The sequence below is a fragment of the Marinobacter sp. 1_MG-2023 genome (genome assembly GCF_030549045.1).
Taxonomy (GTDB): Bacteria; Pseudomonadota; Gammaproteobacteria; order Pseudomonadales; family Oleiphilaceae; genus Marinobacter.
Genome location: NZ_JAUOST010000002.1, coordinates 721809 through 740606, shown reverse-complemented (window position 1 = coordinate 740606; position 18798 = coordinate 721809). Strand labels below are relative to the sequence as shown.

Sequence of the window (18798 nt, the reverse complement as noted above, 5' to 3'; positions counted from 1 at the left end):
CTTGTGGGTGTGCCCCATGACAGGCCCCCTTTAGTGTCCGGTAAATGACCGTCCACTAAAGCGGTGCAAGATCAGCGCCACGACAGTGGCGTCCGGTGGACGGCCGACAGGCCGGGAACAAACTTAAGTGACTGGTTATGTGATTAGGCAAAAAGCGCCACCACGTACCCGAAGACACCTAAACTAAAAAATAAATAGCGGGCATAGTCTGCCTCACCCTTTTTCAACTTTATATTTGGAAAGCTAGGGACAGAAATATCTTTACCTGCGACAACCGGCACCAAAAACCACCATAGATTCAAAACGCAAAATAATAGTCCAACCACAAAGCTTTCTGGTTGTAAATTGTCAGTTAAAAACCTGAAAACAAGAAATATCATGGTCCCTAAGAACCAAACAAATTTTGTTTTTCGTTGACTGACACTCTTCATTTTATAGCTTCACATAACGCCGCCAGCATGCGCGGCTTTGTAGTCGAGGCTCAGCCGCAACGAAAAAGGCGTCGCCGTGCCTGGCCTTGTTAGGCTTTAGCGCTCAATCTCAAGCGCACGAAATACACTACTGCAATCGACCCTGCTGCCACGATGGCTGCCAAAACTGAATATAGGTTTAGACTGTAAAGCACCAATGGAAAGGCGAGCATCAGCAGTGCGGTTGGTTTAACTCCTCGCCTAGTAGCGATTAAGAAAGCTCCTGCCCAAATCACTGCGAGAAACGGTGCGAGTTTAGAGCTTTTCAGTTCTAAAACCCCTAACGGCCCTATACCGCTCTGTGGCGTTTGTAACCGCTGTTCAAACCACATGTTGTTCTCAGTAATCGCTTCGTCCAACCGGGCCCACTCAGGGGCTGAAGGAGGAAGGCCTTTGCTAGTTTTTTCGTAAAGATCTTCAATTTCCTGATGATAAGGCGAAGGACCGACACGCCCAGAATCGAGAGAAACAACCATAGGAATCGAGACTATGGCTACCAAACTAACCAAGCTAGCTAGGATCGATAATCCCAGAACAGGAAAAACAGTATTCCTGTCTCATAGATGCCTAACAGCAACTAGACCGCGTTCCGCGATATTGCAAAAAAGTGCGTTCTCGATAATGCCACTTTTTCAAATCCGCCCCACGTATTAAGTCCTAAATTTAACAACAGCTTAGTCTACTTTTCCGGTTCTCTCGATGTAATCGCGAGAAGTCTTTATTTTGCCCGGTCAATCATACTGTATAGAAGTACAGCTGCGGAAATTGGAAGGGCAATTCGGGCTGTAGCGGATTTTTTGTTTGGGAGAGGGGAGGGGCCTCTACCAGTGCTCTAGTCATTCAGCTCAGTGTGGCGGAATTCGACCCATGGGGCTTTTATAATGGGTGAGAATGTACCCATTCTTTGGTGTTTGATTTTCTGTTTTTCAGAAAGTCTCTGTTTTATAGGTGTTTTTTAATCTGGCCTACTCTTTGCAAAGCGCTCCTGATCGCAGCCCTTTCGGGCTCCGTCGAGCACCCAATAAACAAAATGAACCAGGGAGCATTCTCTATGAAGACCCAAGCCGTTATGGCAGTGGCTTTTGCCTCTACTCTTGTTGTTGCTAATCCTGCTGTTGCCCAGGATCGGGATGGATGGCCAAGTAACTTTACAGTGGGAACCGCCAGCCAGGGTGGTACATACTTCGCCTATGGCTCCGGTTGGGCCAACTTTGTTGCAGAAAATCTGGGTGTTTCCGGCGGTGCTGAAATCACTGGCGGCCCGATGCAGAACATGGCGCTGGTGCATACCGGTGACCTCAAGTTCGGTTTGACCACCATGGGCCCGGCCCGGGAATCCATGGATGGCAACAGCCCGCTGGCACCAGGCATGAAGATGGACAACGTTTGTGCCATGTTCCCCATGTACGAGACGCCTTTCTCTGTGACTGCGCTTAGCAGCTCGGGCATTACTTCTATTTCCGAAATTCCGGATGGTGCCACCATCGGTTTTGGCCCGGCAGGCTCAACTTCCGATACTTATTTCCCGCGCATGATGGAAACCCTGGGCGTGGACTTCGAGCGTCGTAACGGCAGCTGGTCTGATCTTGGTGGTCAGCTTCAGGATGGCCTGATTGATGTTGTGGCCTTTGCCGCGGGTATTCCAATCCCGGCTGTTAGCCAGTTGGAAGTTCAAACAGATGTGAACATCATCAGCATGACGGATGAGGAAGCGAAGAAGGTTACCGATAACTTCCCGGTATCTGAATTCACCATTCCGGCAAGCACCTACCAGTCTCTGGATGAGCCGTCGCGTGTGGTTTCCATGTGGAATTTTGCCATGGTGAACTGCGATATGCCGGAAAGCTTCGTGTATGAAATCACCAAGCTGACCATGGAGCAGAACGAAAGGATGGTATCCATCCACAAGGCTGCTCGTAACTCTATTCCCGAGAACTACAGCAAGAACAATGTTCTGCCCTGGCACAAAGGCGCAGCTCGCTGGTTCAACGAGAACGGTTACACCATCGAAGAAAGCAAGATCAAATAAGTTTCTGATCTGAATGCTTGAATGAAGGGGCCGCAAGGCCCCTGAACAACAGCCGGCAAGCTGCCGGCTCCGATTTGCCTGCAGGCAGGATACCCAATGACACTTGAACGACACCCTAAAGACTTTTCCGACGTAGAGGTGGGCGAAGACCATGTACTTGCCCATGACGTGGACAAGGAACCTGTAGAGGCAAATCGCAGGCTGTTTGAAGGCGGCATGCTTAAATTTGTTACTTTGCTTGCCATTGTTTACTCATCTTTCCATCTTTATGCGCTGAACATCTCGCCGCTGGAAACCTGGTCGTTCCGGATCGTTCACATCGCCGGGGCGCTTGTTCTTGGTTTTGTTCTGTTTGCCGGCGCTCGCTTCGTGTCTGCAGAAGAGGGTTCTGCACGCCATCGCTGGACAACATGGATTGGTGCTGCTGCTCTTTTACCGGCGTTTTATGCGCTTTATCAAACATTCTCGTTCTGGCAGTTGGTTCAGAACGGCGCCATGCGTATTCCGGTTGAGCTGGAAACCTGGCACTTTGGCTGGCCCCTGTTGGCGGCTACTGCGGTGGGTATTGTGCTGAGCTGGTTTCATCAGCGTGAACGTGCGCGTTTCAGCGTGCCGGATCTCGTGCTGATTGTGTGTTCAATTGCCGTTGCAGCTTACTTTCTGGTGGCTTATAACACCGCCATGCGTATGTCCACGGGCACGTCGTTTGCTCCTGTGGGCATATCCTTCGCAGCTGTTGCGGGCACAGCACTGATTATGGAGCTTACCCGCCGGGTGGCTGGTCTGGCGCTGGTCATCATCGGGCTGGTGTTTCTGGCGTATGTGTTTGCAGGGCCTTATTTGCCAGGGTTCCTTGGCTACCCCGGGCTGTCTGTGCAGCGCTTTTTCAGCCAGGTTTATACCGATGCCGGTATTCTTGGGCCCACCACGGCGGTGTCGTCCACGTACATTATTCTGTTCATTATCTTTGCTGCTTTTCTGCAGGCTTCAAAAGTGGGTGACTACTTCGTTAACTTCGCGTTTGCGGCGGCTGGTCGCTCGCGGGGCGGCCCTGCAAAGGTATCCATTTTTGCCTCAGGCCTGATGGGTATGATCAACGGCACCAGCGCCGGTAACGTGGTGTCTACCGGGTCGCTGACCATCCCGCTGATGAAAAAAGTGGGCTATAGCAAAAAATCCGCCGGCGCTGTGGAAGCGGCGGCCTCTACCGGTGGCCAGATCATGCCGCCGATTATGGGGGCAGGTGCCTTCATCATGGCCGAGATTACCGGTATTCCTTATACCGAGATCGCCATTGCGGCCATTATTCCTGCCATCCTGTATTTCGCGTCCGTCTACTTCATGGTGGATTTTGAAGCTGCCAAAACCGGCATGCGTGGCATGCGGGAAGATGAGCTGCCGAAGTTGCGTACCATGGTTAAGCAGTGCTACCTGTTTATACCGATCATCATACTGGTGGTGGCCTTGTTCATGGGGTATTCGGTAATACGTGCGGGTACTCTGGCAATGATATCTGCGGCGGTTGTCAGCTGGTTCTCACCGAACAAGATGGGCGTTCGCGCGGTTCTGCATGCTCTGGAAATCGCCTCGTACATGGCAATACAGATTATTGTGGTGTGTGCGGCAGCGGGCGTTATTGTAGGTGTTATTTCCCTGACCGGTGTTGGTGCGCGCTTCTCGGTGCTGTTGCTTGATGTGGCAGAAGCCAGTCAGCTTCTGGCACTGATTTTTGCCATGTTCATCTCCATTCTTCTGGGCATGGGTATGCCAACAACGGCGGCTTACGCCGTGGCCGCTTCGGTGGTGGCGCCGGGTCTGGTGCAATTGGGTATTGAGCCGCTGACGGCGCACTTCTTTGTGTTCTATTTTGCGGTGGTTTCGGCGATTACGCCTCCTGTTGCCCTGGCCTCCTATGCCGCGGCAGGGATTTCCGGTGCCAATGCCATGCAAACCTCTGTGGCGTCTTTCCGCATTGGTATTGCAGCGTTCATCGTACCTTTCATGTTCTTCTACAACGGCGCACTGTTGATGGAAGCAGGCTGGTTTGATATCGCCCGTGCATTGGTTACTGCGCTCTTTGGTGTTTATCTGCTGTCTGGCGGCGTGTTGGGATGGTTTGCCAATGTATCGGCTTCCTGGATAGCTCGTCTGTTGCTCATTGGCTCTGCGCTATTGATGATTGAGGGTGGCCTGGTGTCTGATCTGGCAGGTATTGCCCTCGCCGTAGCGGCATTCCTGATGCAGCGTCAGCGTAAGGGTCGCCTGGCAGCCGCCTGAGTGTTCCGGCGCTCATAAGCTCGGGGAGGGCGTAGCACAAAGCGCGCTCGCCCTCCCTGTGCTTGGCCTTGCGCTTGTCCTTGGGAGGGCCGGTCTATACTCTGGCGTCCTTTAACGGTGTTGCGGGAACCGGGCTATGTCCTACCGGATAGGCGCTTTTTTTGTTTTTGTGATTACCCTTGCGGTGTCCTGGGTACTGGGTGGCTGGGTTGGCTACCGGCAAGTTGAACAGGACGGCCTTGAGGAATCTTTCCGTTATCGCCAGCTTGTCGGGAACGAGCTTAACCGATACCTGCCCATTCCCGAGCTGATGGCCGAGCACCCGTTGCTTGCGGCCGCTCTGAGTTCTCCAGACGATCCCACTACTATTCACCAGGCCAATGAAGAAATGCAGCGCATGGCCACGATTGTGGGTAGTTCCGATGTTTATCTGATGGACACCACAGGGCTTACGATTGCAGCCAATAACTACCAGCAGGCAGACAGCTTTGTAGGCAGGAATTTCGCATTCAGACCCTATTTTTTCGAGGCCATGGAAAGCGGCCATTCCGCTGTCTACTTTGCACTCGGGCTTATGTCTAATGTTCGGGGCCTCTATTTTTCCCACCCTGTTCGCGGAAAGGGCCCCGAGATTCTGGGCATTGTTACGGTAAAGGTGCTGGTTCATGAACTGGAATCCCAGTGGCAAAGGCCGGGTTCCTTACGCGAATCGGAAATGGTGGTGTTGGATGAGGCAGGCGTAAGTTTCCTCGCCAGTAAACCCCAATGGCTGTACCGGGATTTTACCCGCAGCGCAGAGGAAGCCCCGGGTGAAGTGTCGCGCCAGCGCTACCCGGGCCGTGATCTTAAACCGGTTGCCCTGGATTACGAGGATAAGCCCCCCGGCTTGTCCGGCTCCTCCGAGACAGTGCGGGTTCGCGAAAATGGCGGTGGCCATGAATACCTGAGCATTCGCACACCTCTGCCGAGGCTGGACTGGACGCTGCAGGTTATGGTGAGCACGCGTTCGGTTATCTGGGCTCGGCTGGGGTTTGTGGCGGGAGGTATGGCTGTCTTTTTTGGCGGTTTTCTGGCCTGGCTCTACCTGCGTGAGCGTTATCGTCGCGAAGCGGAGCTGGCTCTCAGGGGCGAACAGCTAGAGCTCAGCGTAGCAGAACGAACGGTGGATCTGGAGCGATCCAACCGCAAGCTACTGGATGAGATACGGGAGCGTGAGCGTACCCAAAGCGAGCTGCGGGAAACCCAGCAGGAGCTGATTCAGGCGGCAAAGCTGGCGGTGCTGGGGCAAATGTCTGCAGGCCTGAACCATGAAATGAGCCAGCCGCTTACTGCTATCCAGACCTACGCCAGAAACAGCCGCCGCTTTCTGGAGAAAGGCGCCGCCGATATGGTCGACGCAAACCTCAGTGAAATAGTGCTGTTGTGCGACAAAATGGCGGAGCTCACCCGGCAGTTCAAGGTGTTTGCCCGCAAGTCTGAAGGCCCGCCAACGATTGTTGATTTCCGCCTGTCGGTGGATGCCTCTCTGAAAATCATCACGGCACAGAAAAGCAGTGCGGGTGTTGATATCAGATGGGCGCGCCCTGAGCAGGCGGTGTTTTGCCACGGGGATCTGATCCGCATAGAGCAGGTGATGGTTAATCTGCTGGCCAACGCGGTACAGGCTGTTGAAGGCGAGGAGCAACCCGAAATTACGATAGAGGTTGAGGAAAAAGAGGGGAGCTGGCGCTGTCTGGTTCGGGACAACGGCTCCGGGCTGCCGGCGAATACCGAGCAGATTTTTGAGCCTTTCTTTACTACCAAGTCAGTCAAGCAAGGGCTCGGGCTTGGTTTGTCTATCTCCAGGCAGATTGCCGACGCCCTGGGCGGCAGGTTGACCGGTCGCAACCGCAACGATGCACCCGGTGCGGAATTTGAATTCACTCTGACAAAACGTGAGGCCACGGAATGACAGAACCCTCAGTGATCTTTGTGGATGATGACCCACACATCTGTAAGGCCATTGCGCAGGCACTGACGCTGGAGGATCTGCCTGTGCGTTGCTTCGAGAGTGCGGAAGCAGGCCTTGAAACGATTAGCCCGGAATACAACGGTGTGGTGCTGTGTGACTACAATATGCCGGGTATGGACGGGCTTGAGCTGCTGAGTGCCGTTCAGGCTCTGGATAAGACCATTCCCGTTATTATCCTGACCGGGCAGGGCGACATCAGCACGGCGGTTTCCGCCATGCAGAAGGGCGCCTATGATTTTATCGAGAAGCCGTTCAATCACGACGAGCTGATCGAATTGCTGCGGCATGCGCTTGAGAAGCGGCACCTTGCGCTTGAGAATCGTCGCCTCAAAGCCCAGCTACGCCATATGGCCCGGCCTGGCCCGAGAATTCTCGGTGGCACGCCCAGCATGCAAAAGGTGATGGATACCATTACGCCGATTCTGGATATCTCCGCCAATATTCTGTTGTCTGGCGAGACCGGCTCAGGTAAGGATGCGCTGGCCCGGTATATTCACGAGAACAGCCCGCGCGCCACCCATAATTTTGTGGCGATCAATTGTGGTGCTGTGCCGGAGAATCTGATTGAAAGTGAGCTGTTTGGCCACGAGGCTGGTGCCTTTACCGGGGCGGAAAAGCGCCGTATTGGCAAGATTGAGCATGCCCACCAGGGTACGTTGTTCCTGGATGAAGTAGAAAGCATGCCTATGCCATTGCAGATCAAGCTGCTCCGGGTACTTGAGGAACAGAAAGTCGAACGCCTGGGCAGCAATCAGGTGCAGGAACTGGATGTCCGCATTATTGCGGCCACCAAAGCGGATCTCAAAATGCTCAGTGATGAGGGCAGTTTTCGTGCGGATCTGTATTACCGGCTGAATGTGGTGAAAGTGGATATTCCGCCGTTGCGCGAGCGTAAGGAAGACATCCCGATGTTGTTCCACCACTTTGTTCTGATTGCTGCGGCGCGTTACGACCGGGAAAGCGTTCCCTTGGATGCCAGTCAGGCTGCGCGGCTTATGCACCACAGCTGGCCAGGAAACGTTCGTGAATTGCGCAATCTGGCAGAACGTTACGTACTGCTTGGCCCAGCGGCTCTGGAGGAAGGTGAGCCAGCTGCCAAGGCCGATGTCAGTGGGCGGCGCACCCTCACCGAAATGATGGACAGCTTCGAGCACTCCGTGCTCACCAGTGCGCTGAATGCTTGCCATGGAAGCATCAAAGACACCATGGTACAGCTTGGCCTGGCCCGTAAAACCCTCTACGACAAAATGAAAAAGCATGGCCTGGACAAGGCTCAATTCAAAGACTGAGCCTTGTCCAACCCGTTCTACAGGTTAGCTTCCGCAAACTCCGCCAATAGCGAGCGCGGCACACCTTGCAGGTGAATGTGCCCACCGTGGTTGAAGGCCTTGAAGCGTTCGGTCATGTAGGTCAGGCCGGAACTCAAAGCGCTCAGGTAAGGTGTGTCGATCTGCGCCAGGTTGCCCAGGCAGATTACCTTGGAACCGTTGCCCGCACGGGTAATGATGGTCTTGATCTGGTGCGGAGTCAGGTTCTGGGATTCATCAATAATGATCAGGCTGTGCTGGAAGCTGCGGCCTCGAATATAGTTCATGGATTTGAAGTGCAGGGGTACCTTGCTGAGAATATAGTCCACACTGGCTGTCATGTTCTCATCGTCTTCGTGCAGTGCTTCCAGGTTATCCACGATGGCGCCCAGCCAGGGCTCCATTTTCTCCGCCTCGGTTCCGGGCAGAAAACCAATGTCTTCATCCAGGCCCTGGGTTGAGCGTGTGGCGATAATCCGTTTGTAGAGTTTGCTTGCAACGGTCATCTCGATGCAGGCAGCCAGCGCCAGAATGGTCTTGCCTGAACCGGCTGAACCGGTGAGGTTCACCAGATGGATATCCGGGTCCAGAAGCAGGTTGAGGGCCATGGCCTGATAGATATCCCGAGGCACCAGGCCCCATACTTCTTCATTCATCAGATCGTGCTGGTGCAGATCCCTGATGATTACCTGGGTATCGGTAATGTTGACGGCTCTGCCGATAAACCCCTGCTCATCAAGTACGAACTCGTTGATGTTGAGTTTGGCCAGCTCGCCTTCCCGCTGGAGAACGTGTTCAGTTACCCCTTCCCGCTGCACGGTTTCCACTTTGGCAATGGTGTCCCAGAAGGAGTTCGGGAATTCGATGTAGCCTTTTGGCAGCAGGTCAATATCATCAACCAACTGGTCGTTATGGTAATCCTGGGCCTCAACACCAAAGCCACGGGCTTTCAGCCGCATGTTGATGTCTTTGCTGACGAGAATGATGTCCCGGGACTTGTGCCGCTCCTGAAGCGCAGCAAGTGTATTGATAATCTTGTTGTCGTTCAGATGCTCCGGCAATGAGTTGCTGCCGGTGTGCTCGGTACTCATCAAAATGGTCAGAGTGCCCAGAGGCTCTGCCTTTGTAGCCCGTACAATGGGAACGCCTTTTTCAATATCCTTGGGGCTCGCCTCACCAAGCAGTCGGTCAATGTTGCGGATTGCCTGGCGACAATCAGCCGCTACACTTTGCTTGCCGGATTTAAGGCCGTCGAGTTCTTCAAGGACAGTCATCGGAATGATGACATCGTGTTCTTCAAAATTCAGGAGGGCGTTCGGGTCGTGGATCAGGACGTTGGTATCGAGGACATACATTGTTCGTTTTGCCGGTGCTTCGGGCATAGCAGGCGCTACCTCTGTGATGGTTCAGTTGTTACTGGCGCAGCGTTTCGTAAGCTCCTCATTCGAGATGACTTTCAGCATATCATAGGTAGTTACAATACCGGTTATTTTTGAATCTCTTGTGACAAAAATACGATGCAGGTGCTCTCGCATCATGATCTCTGCTATATCGCGTACGGGCGTGATCTCGTCTACCGATAAAACGATGGGTGTCATGATATCCCGGACTTCCACCGGAACTTTGCCCATTTCCTCAAAAAGCACCATGCGCAAACGACGTGCTTCCTGCTGGTCCTCTTCTGTAAGTTCGTTGTCGGCCTCAGACTGCTTGGCATTCCAGCGGAATTCCGTAATGTCTTTGAGTGTTGCAATGCCGACAATTTCGCCCGACTCATCTGTGACCGGGCTGCCGGTTATTTCGTTATCGGTCAGAAATCGGGCCAGACGATCCATTGTCCAGGATTGAGGTACGGCCTTGATGCTGGGCGTCATTATTTCAAATGCGAGCACTGTCATTGGGTGATCTCTGCCATGGGAAGTCTTGCATCAAAGCTTAGCCTTTCATTTTCTGTCCGTCACGTCTCAGTTGTCATGCGGTTGCCGTACATCAACCAGTTGACCATCTTCGTCGTACACCAGCCGGAAGCCCTGGTACTGCTCCAGACCTGCTGTCCGTTGCAGCTCTTGCATGGAACTCAAGGGTATATCGACAAGGAGTGTATTCACCAACCAGCCGGGGAGGGCGCCGTTGGGATCGGTATGTTGTACCCATATCATTCGGGTTTTGCGGCCTTCGGGGGTAAACCTGTACAGAGTGTCTGAACGGTCAACTCTTACCCGGTTGCTGTTCTCTGCCCGTTTGCCGGGAGTGGCGCTCATTTCCATGGTGATTTCGCCGGAGCTTTCGTTTCCCCGGGTGCGAATGCGAAGCACATAATCCCGGTCTGTCACCGGCCATGGCATGTCGTTTACTGAGTAGGCGTAGCGATCGTTGAAGCTGTTTTTATCTACACCATAGGATTCTGTGCAGTTAAGTACCCACTCGACACAGGATGCGGGGTTCACCATCACGGCCATGACGGATTCGATGGGCGCGTCGAGCAGAGCTTCCGCTTTGAACGCCTGAAAGCTGGAGTCGTTCTGGTCCGTGGTGTAGATCCGAATATCGCCAACCTCCTTGCGCAGCTTCCATGCTTCGCTGTTTTCGGCGGGCAGTGCCGCGCGGGCTGTGGCCGCGGCCATGGCTGAAACCAAAAGGGCGCAAATTACGCCGCTGATGACTGAGGCCCAGCGTCTCAAGCCATGGGCTCCGGTCTTGCTCATAAGCTACACTTCCTTATTATCGTGGGCTGAGTCTAACACGAGGTGTTGGGCCTTATAGCTCCCGAAACGGGGATTGTGAACCAGGTAGCGGCCCGGGGAAGCAGTTCGTGAAAACGGCCTGATTTGACTATAAACATGACCAACACAAAGCTGATCGATGCGAAAGGGCACATCTCTCCGGGTGTGCTTCACCAACCGGTAGACGAAATAAACTATCTGGATTACGACTTGCGAACGGTGATGGATCGCCCGCGTTCCAAGCTGGCCCGGCGTTGGCGTTTCAACCAGTTCCAGTTTGTGAGTGCGACCGGCCCGGGGTGGGTATTCGGGTTGGCGATGGTGGACCTGAAACTATTGGGGAATGGTTTTTTCTACCTTTATGATTTCGCATCTGGGCAGATGCTTGAGCACAGCTTTATGAGCCCCCTGGGCAGGGGGACTCGAATAGAACCCTACCCGGAGCATGGTTCAGCTGCCTTCATTAAAGGGGATGTTTCCATGCGTATCCTGCCTTTTGCCGGGGGGCGGTCTATTTCGGTGTCTGCCCCAGGGGGTATACGCGTGGAGCTCAGGCTGACAGAGGATAATGATCCTCTGCGGCTTGTGTGCCCTGCCGGTTACAACGGTTGGGTGTTTACCCGTAAGTCGGCGGGTTTGTCGGTAGAGGGTGAAATTCGCTGGGGGCATCGCATCTGGCGGTGTGACGAGGCCTCCCATGGCGCCATTGACTGGAGTTGTGGTTTCATGCGCCGTGAAACCGCCTGGAACTGGGCGAGCCTGGCCGGGCAACTAACAGATGGCCGTTCAATAGGGCTTAATCTGGCCGCTGGCGTTAATGAAACCGGTATGACAGAAAATGCGCTATGGCTGGGCGGGCAATGCCAGAAGCTCGGTGCTGCCCGGTTTCACTTCGACCGATACCACCCTGGCGGCGACTGGCATGTAACCACTGAAGATGGGCGGGTGGATCTGCATTTTGAACCGGCAGCGGCGCGTAAGGAGAAACTGAATGCAGGCATACTGGCGTCTAATTTCCGTCAGTATGTTGGTACCTTTAATGGCACCCTTACTGATGAGGAGGGCAAGAAAGTTGCTGTTCAGGGCTTGAAGGGCTTGGTAGAGGATCATTTCGCCCGGTGGTAGCGCCCAGGCCTAAGTAAAAAGCACCTGCCCGCAGAACACGGACAGGTGCTTTGTTATGTCGGTCTGTCTGGCCTGAACTGGCTCAGCGTTCCGGCAGGGTAACGTTCAGTTCCAGAACGGAGCAGCTGCCATTACGGTCAACTTCAACCTGCACCATATCATCACTGATCTGGACATATTTGCGGATCACTTCCAGCAGCTCCTGCTGCATCTGCGGCAGATAATCGGGCTGATCGCGCTGGCCGCGTTCGTGAGCCACTATGATCTGTAACCGCTCTTTTGCCACATTGGCAGAGCTGGTCTTTTTGCCTCTGAAATAATCGAGGAAACTCATCCGTCAGCCTCCTTTAAACATCCGTGAGAAGAAGCCCTTTTTCTGGTTGGTCATGAAGCGTTGTTCACGCTCCTCCCCCAGAAGGCGTGCAACTGCGTCATCGTAAGCCTGGCCGGCATCGCTCTCGGCTTCCAGAATAACCGGCAACCCCTGGTTTGAGGAGTTGAGAACAATCTGGCTTTCGGGGATAACGCCCAGCAACGGAATGGCGAGAATCTCCTGAACATCCCCGACAGAAAGCATTTCGCCGCGCTCAACCCGGTCCGGGTTATAACGAGTCAGCAGTAGATGCTCCTTGACCGGATCCTGGCCCATTTCAGCGCGTCGGGACTTGCTTTGCAGAATGCCCAGAATGCGGTCCGAGTCCCGAACGGAGGAAACTTCGGGATTGGTTACAACAACGGCTTCATCCGCATAGTACAAAGCCATCATCGCACCGTGCTCGATGCCTGCTGGCGAATCGCAGATGATGTAATCGAAGGTTTCGGAGAGTTCGTTGATGACTTTTTCAACGCCCTCTTTAGTGAGAGCTTCCTTCTCCTTGGTCTGGGATGTTGGGAGGATATAGAGCGTATCGACCCGTTTGTCCCGGATCAGCGCCTGATTCAGCGTTGCTTCGCCCTGTATGACATTTACGAAGTCATACACTACACGGCGTTCGCAGTTCATGATCAGGTCGAGGTTGCGTAGGCCTACGTCGAAGTCAATCACGACGGTTTTGTGGCCACGCTTGGCAATCCCGGTGCTTATGGAGGCGCTGGTGGTGGTTTTACCAACGCCGCCCTTTCCTGAGGTAACGACAATGATTCTGGCCAAGGTTCAATTCCTGTTTCTCGGTGGATTCGTCGTGTCTGCCGGTTAAACCGGTCAAATTATTAGGTTCGATTCCGGTATCAGGCCTTATCCAGTGGCGTTACCGCCAACAGATCGTCCCTGAGTTGAATCTGTACAGCGTTTTTCCAGCCACTGTCTTGAAGATCTTCGGAGATTTTATAGTGTCCGGCAATGGACACAAGCTCTGCCTCAAGTGATTGGCAAAAGATTCTTGCAGACTCGGCACCGTGGATACCTGCCAGGGCCCGGCCTCGCAGTGGTCCATAGATGTGAATGTTGCCTGCGGCCAGCACTTCAGCGCCCGCCTGAACCGATGACAGAATAACCAGGTCTCCCTCCGGTGCAAGGACTTGCTGGCCCGAACGAACGGGCTGGGTGATTATCTTGGCCGGAACGACTGCCGGCGCCGCCGGAGGTACAGGTGCAGCAGGGGACTCTGGTACTTTTTCAGGTGCGGCGCCGGTTTCATGGGCCCGATCTCTCTGGCCGTTGCCCGGCATCAGGGCTAGAGAGGCTCCCCTGGCCAGACGGCGTTGATCATTTGTGCCGCCGCGAACGCCAATCACGTGGATGTTGTTTCGGCGGCAGGTGCCGATAATTTTGAAAAAATCCAGCTCGCTGTCCAGGCCTTCGTATTTTTCCAGGCTGATGATAAGAGGGGTATCCCGGAAAAAGCCGGGAGCCTGGCTGATCGTGTTCTTCAGTGATTCTTCGAATTCGTTATCGTCGAAGTAGTAGAGTTCGAGCGCTGTCATGGAAACGCTGGCGCTTCTCAGCTGGAACCCCTGTTTTACCCCGGAGGTGGCGGTGTCGCTCATGAATGGGTCTCTTCCCTGATGTCTGGCTCATATGGTGCTTCGCGCAGGCGCAGCGGCGCATTATCAAAACGGATGCCGGACCAGCCTGTGCTGATAAACTGCCGGATGTTGCCGTGGCTGTCATCCGCCGGGTTGTCCAGAACCTGCTGATAATGCTGCGCAAATAGCTTGAGAGTGTCGGCTTCGTTCAGATTGCAGTATTGAGCTATACCAAATACCTGGCAGGAGCCTGCGTTCTCACCGGCTGCATTGAATTCCGGACCGTTATGGAACCCCGTCGGCTCGTAATGAAAGTGCTGTTCGATCAGCGCCAGGGTGTCACCGAAATCCGCATGGCCACCATCCAGCGAAGCCAGGTGGATACGCAGTGCATCGTTCACGTTCATTATTTGTGATCCTGCTTGGGGCCGGTCTGGTTAGCCGCCTTCCACTCTTCGTAGGGCATGCCATAGATTTCTTCGCGGGCTTCGGGGTCAGAGATCTCAAAGCCTCGCTCGCTGGCCTCAGCCCGGTACCATTTGGAGAGGCAGTTGCGGCAGAACCCGGCCAGATTCATCAGGTCTATGTTTTGAACCTCCGGGTTGTCCCGTAAATGCCCAACCAGGCGACGAAATGCGGCTGCTTCTATCTCGGTGCGTTCTGAGTCTGGAATGGGGTTTGTCATGAGGCCTCTCGATGATATCAGGTAGTGATCTTAGGGGTTCCTGACATTCTCAGCATCTTACTTTAAGATACAAGGCTGTATAAATGTACAGAAACCCGACGCGAGCGCAGTCATTATGCCTCAACGCAAGATCATCCACGTGGATTGTGACTGCTTTTATGCGGCAGTAGAGATGCGTGATGACCCAACTCTGCGTGATGTTCCCCTTGCCGTGGGCGGTGCAGGCGGCCGAGGTGTTGTCACTACCTGTAATTACAAGGCCCGCGCGTTTGGTGTGCGTTCGGCTATGCCGGGCAGTGAAGCCCGGCGTTTGTGCCCGGGCCTGGTAACCGTGCCAACGGATATCCCCCGTTATCGGGCAGCTTCCCAGCAGATTATGACAATCCTCCGCGAACTCACAGATCTTGTTGAGCCTTTGTCTCTGGATGAGGCTTTTCTGGATGTATCTGATGTTGCTGATCACCGGGGCAGTGCCACTCTAATGGCCCGTTACCTGCGGGAGCGGGTAAAAAATGAGGTGGGGATTACCATTTCTGCGGGTGTGGCGCCCAACAAATTCCTCGCCAAGATTGCCAGCGACTGGCAAAAGCCTGATGGCTTGTTTGTAGTAAAACCCGAGGATATCGACGATTTTGTGCGGAATCTAAAGATTGAGAAGCTGTTCGGGGTGGGGCAGGTGACGGCGGCCAAACTACACGCACTCGGCGCAGAGACTTGTGGTGATTTGCAGGCGCTGGGCGCTGAGGTGCTGATTGAGCGTTTTGGTAAACAGGGATATCGCCTGCACGAAATGGCCTATGGCCGGGATGATCGGCCCGTGGTTGTTTCGCGGATTGCCAAGTCTGTGAGTGTCGAGCGTACCTTCTCTCAGGATCTACCCGACATGTCGGCCTGCGAAACTGTGCTGGCATCACTGGTTGCCGACCTTAACTTGCGGCTTTCCCGCAAGGGTCGCGAGAAGCCCATCCATAAGCTGTTTATCAAAATACGGTACAGTGATTTTTCCACGCACACACTGGAACGCGTGCGGGAGAATATAAAAGAGCCGGCTTTTGAGGACTATCTGCCGCTTCTGACCGAGCTGGTAACCAACCGCGAGCGGCCGGTCCGCCTTTTGGGCCTGGGTGTGCGTTTTCGCAATGATGATGCGCCCGTCACCCAGCTCCGGTTGTTCGATTGATGTCAGCCTGGAAACAAGGCGATGAAATCGGTGAGAAAGTACACAGTTGACAGATAACCCATCAGGCTTCCTATCAAGGCCCCAGCTACAACGTCGGTAGGGTAGTGCAGTCCGAGCACAACCCGGGATGCGGCCACGCTTAATGTAAATGGAAGAGTGGCGAGTGCCAGGGTGGGTGTGGTGGCGAACAGCATGGCCTGAAAGCATGCGGCGTGAAGTGTGTGTCCGGAAGGAAAGCTGTAGCGATCTAGTGGCGGCGTACCGCAATTAATAGAAGGAAAGGATATAAACGGTCGTTCGCGGATCAGCCTGTGCTTGAGAAGTTTATAGGTCAGGGTGCAGGTCAGACCTGTCAGCGTCATCAGCAGTGCCAGGCCGGCACCAGATTCTGGACTCAGGAAGGGGATGGCTAGAATCAGTGCGTACCAGAACCATCCGTCACCCAAACGGCTCACCAGCTGAAAGTAATGGAGTACTACCCGGAATCTGACTATTCGGTTGATGCGCTGGCAGAAGGCGTACTCGCGTTGATCTGCCGATTCAAAGAAGCGAGATGCTTTGCTTGTTGTTTGCATAGTATCGGGCCTTTGGGCTTTGGTTTAGCACGAGCTGCTCGAATTGTTCTATCTGCGAATTCCAGCTCAGTTTCAGGGCATCCTGCCGGGCCTGCTCGCGAATACGGTTAAGCAGGGTTGGTTGGTTAATCAGCCGGAGTGCTCCGCTGACAAATTTCTCATCCATGGTCAGCGGAGCCTTTATGCCGTTTTCCTCGTTCCGGATGTGTTCCCGGGCTGCGGCGTCATCGTAAGCAATGACGGCGAGACCGCTGGCCATTGCTTCAAGCACAACGTTGCCAAAGGTGTCGGTTTTGCTTGGGAACAGGAACAGGTCGCAGGAGGCGTAGTGGCGGGCGAGATCATTGCCCCGCTGGGTGCCGCAAAAAATGTAGTCGGGGTGTTTCTCGGCCAGTTGTTTTCGCATGGGGCCATCGCCCACCAGCACAAATTTGGCCCGGGGGTGCAGCTTGTGTATGCGTTCGTAGCAAGCCACCGCCATTTTTAGGTTTTTTTCTGCGGCTAGCCGCCCCGCATAAAGCACTGCGGGGCTGTTGTCGTCGAGCCCCCAGCTTGCGCGAAGTGATTCGTCCCGTTTGTGTGGTGCAAAGTGATTGCAATCGACCCCGCGGCTCCAGACACCGGTGGAGGTGATGCCCATTTTTGCGGTGACCTGCTGCATCTTTTTGGTGGGAACCAGGGTGATGGCTGTGCGGTTGTGAAACCAGCGGCCGTAGCTGCAAAGCAGCTTTTCAAGAACGCCGACGCCGTAGTATCGGCTGTACTGGTGGAAGTTGGTGTGAAATCCTGAGCTGACCGGTATTCCCATTTTTCGGGCCGCAGACGCGGCAGCTATGCCCAGAGGCCCCTGGGTGGCCACATAGATTGTATCCGGCCGGTTGGTTTGCCAGAGTCGCCGGAGTTCGCCGCTGGTGGTTACACCGAACCGCAGGTCTGCATAGCCGGGCAAGGGCAGGCCGGTCACAATATATTCCCGGGAGAACAAGGCTTCATTTGTAGTTGGCGCAATGTTCTTGCGTTCGCCACGTTGCCGTGGGCGAACAACAGTGACCCTGTGACCCTTCTGAATGAGTCCCTGGCACAGGTGTTTCAACGTATTGGCAACGCCATTGATTTCCGGCGGAAACGTTTCAGAAACGATGGTAATGTGTTGCTCTCGCGGATTAGCCTGATTGCTTTTAATCACGATGCTTCCAGGAGTTGCTTTGCGTGCATTCACTATGAGAGAGCTGAGTGACAGTTACGCGACACTCCTGCGACGTTTTCATTACTCGCTCAATAATCTGAAGCGGAGACGCTAACGCTATGCAAACCCGAAAGCTTGGAAGTACCGACATTGACGTCAGCCTGATTTGCCTGGGAACCATGACCTGGGGCGAGCAGAACACTGAGCAGGAAGCTTTTGAACAGCTGGATTACGCGACCTCTGAAGGTGTGAATTTTATTGATGCGGCAGAAATGTACCCGGTGCCGCCGCGTGCAGAAACCCAGGGGCTGACTGAAACCTACCTGGGCAACTGGCTGGCGCAACGCGGGCGCCGCGACGATTTGGTGATTGCCTCGAAAGTCGCCGGGCCTGGCAACGGATTGAGCTATCTGCGCAATGGCCCCCGCCTGACCCGCAATCATATTATTGAAGCTTGTGATGCCAGCCTGAAGCGCTTGCAGACGGACTATATCGATCTTTACCAGGTGCATTGGCCGGACCGTAACACCAACTTTTTCGGCAAGCTTGGTTATGAGCACGACCCGAAAGAGAAGTTCACGCCGATAGAGGAAACACTGTCTGCCCTCGGAGAGCTGGTGGATGCGGGAAAGGTGCGGCATATAGGGCTCTCCAACGAGACGCCCTGGGGCATTATGGAATATCTGCGTCTGGCCACAGAACTAGACTTGCCGCGGATCGCCAGCATTCAGAACCCCTATAATTTGCTGAATCGGTCTTTTGAAGTCGGTACCGCGGAAATTGCCCACCGGGAGCGTACTGGCTTGCTGGCCTATTCACCTCTGGCCTTCGGGATGCTAACTGGCAAATACATGGGTGGTAAGTGGCCTGAAAAAGCACGCCTTACACTCTTTGAGCGCTTCAGCCGCTACAACAACGGGGGTGGTGCGGATGCAACTCGCGCCTATGTTGAACTTGCCCACCAGAACAATCTTTCCCCGGCTCAGATGGCCCTGGCTTTTGTAAACAGCCGGAGCTTTTTGACCAGCAATATTATTGGTGCCACCACCATGGAGCAGCTTCAGGAAAACCTCGGCTCGCTCAGCGTGCAGCTAAGCCCGGATACACTTGAAGCGATTGAGGCGATTCACGGGGAGTTTACCTATCCTTGTCCGTGATGAAAGATACGGCTTGGCTTGATTATAAATTATTGAATAGTATAGCTATTTTTGTTTTGGTTAGGTTGGCTGTTACATTCTGCAATACAGGGGATCATTTTTTGACAA

General features: G+C 54.1%; 18 protein-coding genes. 7 read left to right on the top strand and 11 right to left on the bottom strand.

What is annotated here, in order from left to right; genetic code table 11:
* Positions 1-520: 520 nt before the first annotated feature.
* Positions 521-946 (bottom strand): hypothetical protein, encoded by a 426-nt coding sequence (locus tag Q4606_RS09435; protein WP_303607355.1) that lies wholly within the window; start codon positions 944-946, stop codon positions 521-523.
* A 575-nt stretch (positions 947-1521) separates the two neighbouring features.
* Here Q4606_RS09435 and Q4606_RS09430 point away from each other — a divergent pair.
* From Q4606_RS09430 to Q4606_RS09415, 4 genes are all read left to right on the top strand, one after another.
* A complete protein-coding gene (locus tag Q4606_RS09430; protein ID WP_303594101.1) occupies positions 1522-2499 on the top strand; it encodes a TAXI family TRAP transporter solute-binding subunit in 978 nt (325 codons plus the stop codon).
* Between the two features lie 96 nt (positions 2500-2595).
* On the top strand, positions 2596-4776 hold the full coding sequence (locus Q4606_RS09425; RefSeq protein ID WP_303594099.1) for a TRAP transporter permease: 2181 nt from the start codon (positions 2596-2598) through the stop codon (positions 4774-4776).
* A gap of 136 nt (positions 4777-4912) precedes the next feature.
* A complete protein-coding gene (locus Q4606_RS09420) occupies positions 4913-6727 on the top strand; it encodes an ATP-binding protein (RefSeq protein ID WP_303607354.1) in 1815 nt (604 codons plus the stop codon).
* Positions 6724-8076 carry a sigma-54 dependent transcriptional regulator gene (locus Q4606_RS09415; RefSeq protein WP_303607353.1) on the top strand — a complete coding sequence of 451 codons (1353 nt, stop codon included), beginning with the start codon at positions 6724-6726 and terminating at the stop codon, positions 8074-8076. Before Q4606_RS09420 ends, Q4606_RS09415 begins: the two co-directional genes overlap by 4 nt.
* A 17-nt stretch (positions 8077-8093) precedes the next feature.
* Here the strand turns inward: Q4606_RS09415 and Q4606_RS09410 are convergent, their stop codons facing one another.
* The 3 genes from Q4606_RS09410 to Q4606_RS09400 all read right to left on the bottom strand — a co-directional run bounded on the left by Q4606_RS09410 (position 8094) and on the right by Q4606_RS09400 (position 10799).
* A complete protein-coding gene (locus Q4606_RS09410) occupies positions 8094-9449 on the bottom strand; it encodes a PhoH family protein (protein WP_303607370.1) in 1356 nt (451 codons plus the stop codon).
* Between the two features lie 51 nt (positions 9450-9500).
* Positions 9501-9992, bottom strand: a complete 492-nt coding sequence (locus Q4606_RS09405) for an HPP family protein (RefSeq protein WP_303594094.1) — start codon at positions 9990-9992, stop codon at positions 9501-9503.
* Positions 9993-10058: 66 nt separating this feature from the next.
* Positions 10059-10799 (bottom strand): START domain-containing protein, encoded by a 741-nt coding sequence (locus tag Q4606_RS09400; protein ID WP_303607352.1) that lies wholly within the window; start codon positions 10797-10799, stop codon positions 10059-10061.
* A 135-nt stretch (positions 10800-10934) separates the two neighbouring features.
* Here Q4606_RS09400 and Q4606_RS09395 point away from each other — a divergent pair, with 135 nt between their 5' ends.
* On the top strand, positions 10935-11942 hold the full coding sequence (locus Q4606_RS09395; RefSeq protein WP_303607351.1) for a DUF2804 domain-containing protein: 1008 nt from the start codon (positions 10935-10937) through the stop codon (positions 11940-11942).
* Between the two features lie 82 nt (positions 11943-12024).
* Here the strand turns inward: Q4606_RS09395 and minE are convergent, their stop codons facing one another.
* The 5 genes from minE to Q4606_RS09370 all read right to left on the bottom strand — a co-directional run bounded on the left by minE (position 12025) and on the right by Q4606_RS09370 (position 14592).
* Entirely contained in the window at positions 12025-12276 is a 252-nt protein-coding gene (minE, locus tag Q4606_RS09390) for a cell division topological specificity factor MinE (RefSeq protein ID WP_303594088.1), read from the bottom strand.
* A 3-nt stretch (positions 12277-12279) separates the two neighbouring features.
* The gene (gene minD, locus Q4606_RS09385; RefSeq protein ID WP_303594087.1) at positions 12280-13092 is read right to left on the bottom strand and encodes a septum site-determining protein MinD; all 813 of its coding nucleotides are present in this window, start codon (positions 13090-13092) and stop codon (positions 12280-12282) included.
* Positions 13093-13169: 77 nt separating this feature from the next.
* A complete protein-coding gene (gene minC, locus Q4606_RS09380) occupies positions 13170-13928 on the bottom strand; it encodes a septum site-determining protein MinC (RefSeq protein WP_303594085.1) in 759 nt (252 codons plus the stop codon).
* Complete coding sequence (locus Q4606_RS09375; protein ID WP_303594083.1) at positions 13925-14314, bottom strand: HopJ type III effector protein; 390 nt, start codon at positions 14312-14314, stop codon at positions 13925-13927. Before Q4606_RS09375 ends, minC begins: the two co-directional genes overlap by 4 nt.
* Positions 14314-14592 (bottom strand): DUF1244 domain-containing protein, encoded by a 279-nt coding sequence (locus tag Q4606_RS09370; protein WP_303607350.1) that lies wholly within the window; start codon positions 14590-14592, stop codon positions 14314-14316. Before Q4606_RS09370 ends, Q4606_RS09375 begins: the two co-directional genes overlap by 1 nt.
* 115 nt (positions 14593-14707) lie before the next feature.
* Here Q4606_RS09370 and dinB point away from each other — a divergent pair, with 115 nt between their 5' ends.
* Positions 14708-15772, top strand: coding sequence for a DNA polymerase IV (gene dinB / locus Q4606_RS09365; protein ID WP_303594080.1), 1065 nt, complete (start codon positions 14708-14710; stop codon positions 15770-15772).
* A gap of 2 nt (positions 15773-15774) precedes the next feature.
* On the opposite strand, the gene Q4606_RS09360 is transcribed toward dinB, so the two are convergent.
* Positions 15775-16347: a phosphatase PAP2 family protein gene (locus Q4606_RS09360; protein ID WP_303594079.1), complete on the bottom strand. Its 573-nt coding sequence runs from the start codon at positions 16345-16347 to the stop codon at positions 15775-15777.
* On the bottom strand, positions 16313-17533 hold the full coding sequence (locus Q4606_RS09355; RefSeq protein WP_303607349.1) for a glycosyltransferase family 1 protein: 1221 nt from the start codon (positions 17531-17533) through the stop codon (positions 16313-16315). The genes Q4606_RS09360 and Q4606_RS09355 overlap by 35 nt, the downstream gene beginning before the upstream one ends.
* Before the next feature lie 119 nt (positions 17534-17652).
* Between Q4606_RS09355 and Q4606_RS09350 the strand changes: the two genes are divergently transcribed.
* A complete protein-coding gene (locus Q4606_RS09350) occupies positions 17653-18690 on the top strand; it encodes an NADP(H)-dependent aldo-keto reductase (protein WP_303607348.1) in 1038 nt (345 codons plus the stop codon).
* Positions 18691-18798 lie beyond the last annotated feature (108 nt).

What these genes read in the sequence shown, in the direction of transcription:
- Q4606_RS09360 (WP_303594079.1), bottom strand. Translation starts at nt 16,347, where the DNA reads ATGCAAACAACAAGCAAAGCATCTCGCTTCTTTGAATCGGCAGATCAA.
- Q4606_RS09425 (WP_303594099.1), top strand. Translation starts at nt 2,596, where the DNA reads ATGACACTTGAACGACACCCTAAAGACTTTTCCGACGTAGAGGTGGGC.
- Q4606_RS09375 (WP_303594083.1), bottom strand. Translation starts at nt 14,314, where the DNA reads ATGAACGTGAACGATGCACTGCGTATCCACCTGGCTTCGCTGGATGGT.
- Q4606_RS09410 (WP_303607370.1), bottom strand. Translation starts at nt 9,449, where the DNA reads ATGTATGTCCTCGATACCAACGTCCTGATCCACGACCCGAACGCCCTC.
- Q4606_RS09395 (WP_303607351.1), top strand. Translation starts at nt 10,935, where the DNA reads ATGACCAACACAAAGCTGATCGATGCGAAAGGGCACATCTCTCCGGGT.
- Q4606_RS09435 (WP_303607355.1), bottom strand. Translation starts at nt 946, where the DNA reads ATGGTTGTTTCTCTCGATTCTGGGCGTGTCGGTCCTTCGCCTTATCAT.
- Q4606_RS09420 (WP_303607354.1), top strand. Translation starts at nt 4,913, where the DNA reads ATGTCCTACCGGATAGGCGCTTTTTTTGTTTTTGTGATTACCCTTGCG.
- Q4606_RS09400 (WP_303607352.1), bottom strand. Translation starts at nt 10,799, where the DNA reads ATGAGCAAGACCGGAGCCCATGGCTTGAGACGCTGGGCCTCAGTCATC.
- minE (WP_303594088.1), bottom strand. Translation starts at nt 12,276, where the DNA reads ATGAGTTTCCTCGATTATTTCAGAGGCAAAAAGACCAGCTCTGCCAAT.
- Q4606_RS09370 (WP_303607350.1), bottom strand. Translation starts at nt 14,592, where the DNA reads ATGACAAACCCCATTCCAGACTCAGAACGCACCGAGATAGAAGCAGCC.
- Q4606_RS09430 (WP_303594101.1), top strand. Translation starts at nt 1,522, where the DNA reads ATGAAGACCCAAGCCGTTATGGCAGTGGCTTTTGCCTCTACTCTTGTT.
- dinB (WP_303594080.1), top strand. Translation starts at nt 14,708, where the DNA reads ATGCCTCAACGCAAGATCATCCACGTGGATTGTGACTGCTTTTATGCG.
- minC (WP_303594085.1), bottom strand. Translation starts at nt 13,928, where the DNA reads ATGAGCGACACCGCCACCTCCGGGGTAAAACAGGGGTTCCAGCTGAGA.
- Q4606_RS09415 (WP_303607353.1), top strand. Translation starts at nt 6,724, where the DNA reads ATGACAGAACCCTCAGTGATCTTTGTGGATGATGACCCACACATCTGT.
- Q4606_RS09350 (WP_303607348.1), top strand. Translation starts at nt 17,653, where the DNA reads ATGCAAACCCGAAAGCTTGGAAGTACCGACATTGACGTCAGCCTGATT.
- Q4606_RS09405 (WP_303594094.1), bottom strand. Translation starts at nt 9,992, where the DNA reads ATGACAGTGCTCGCATTTGAAATAATGACGCCCAGCATCAAGGCCGTA.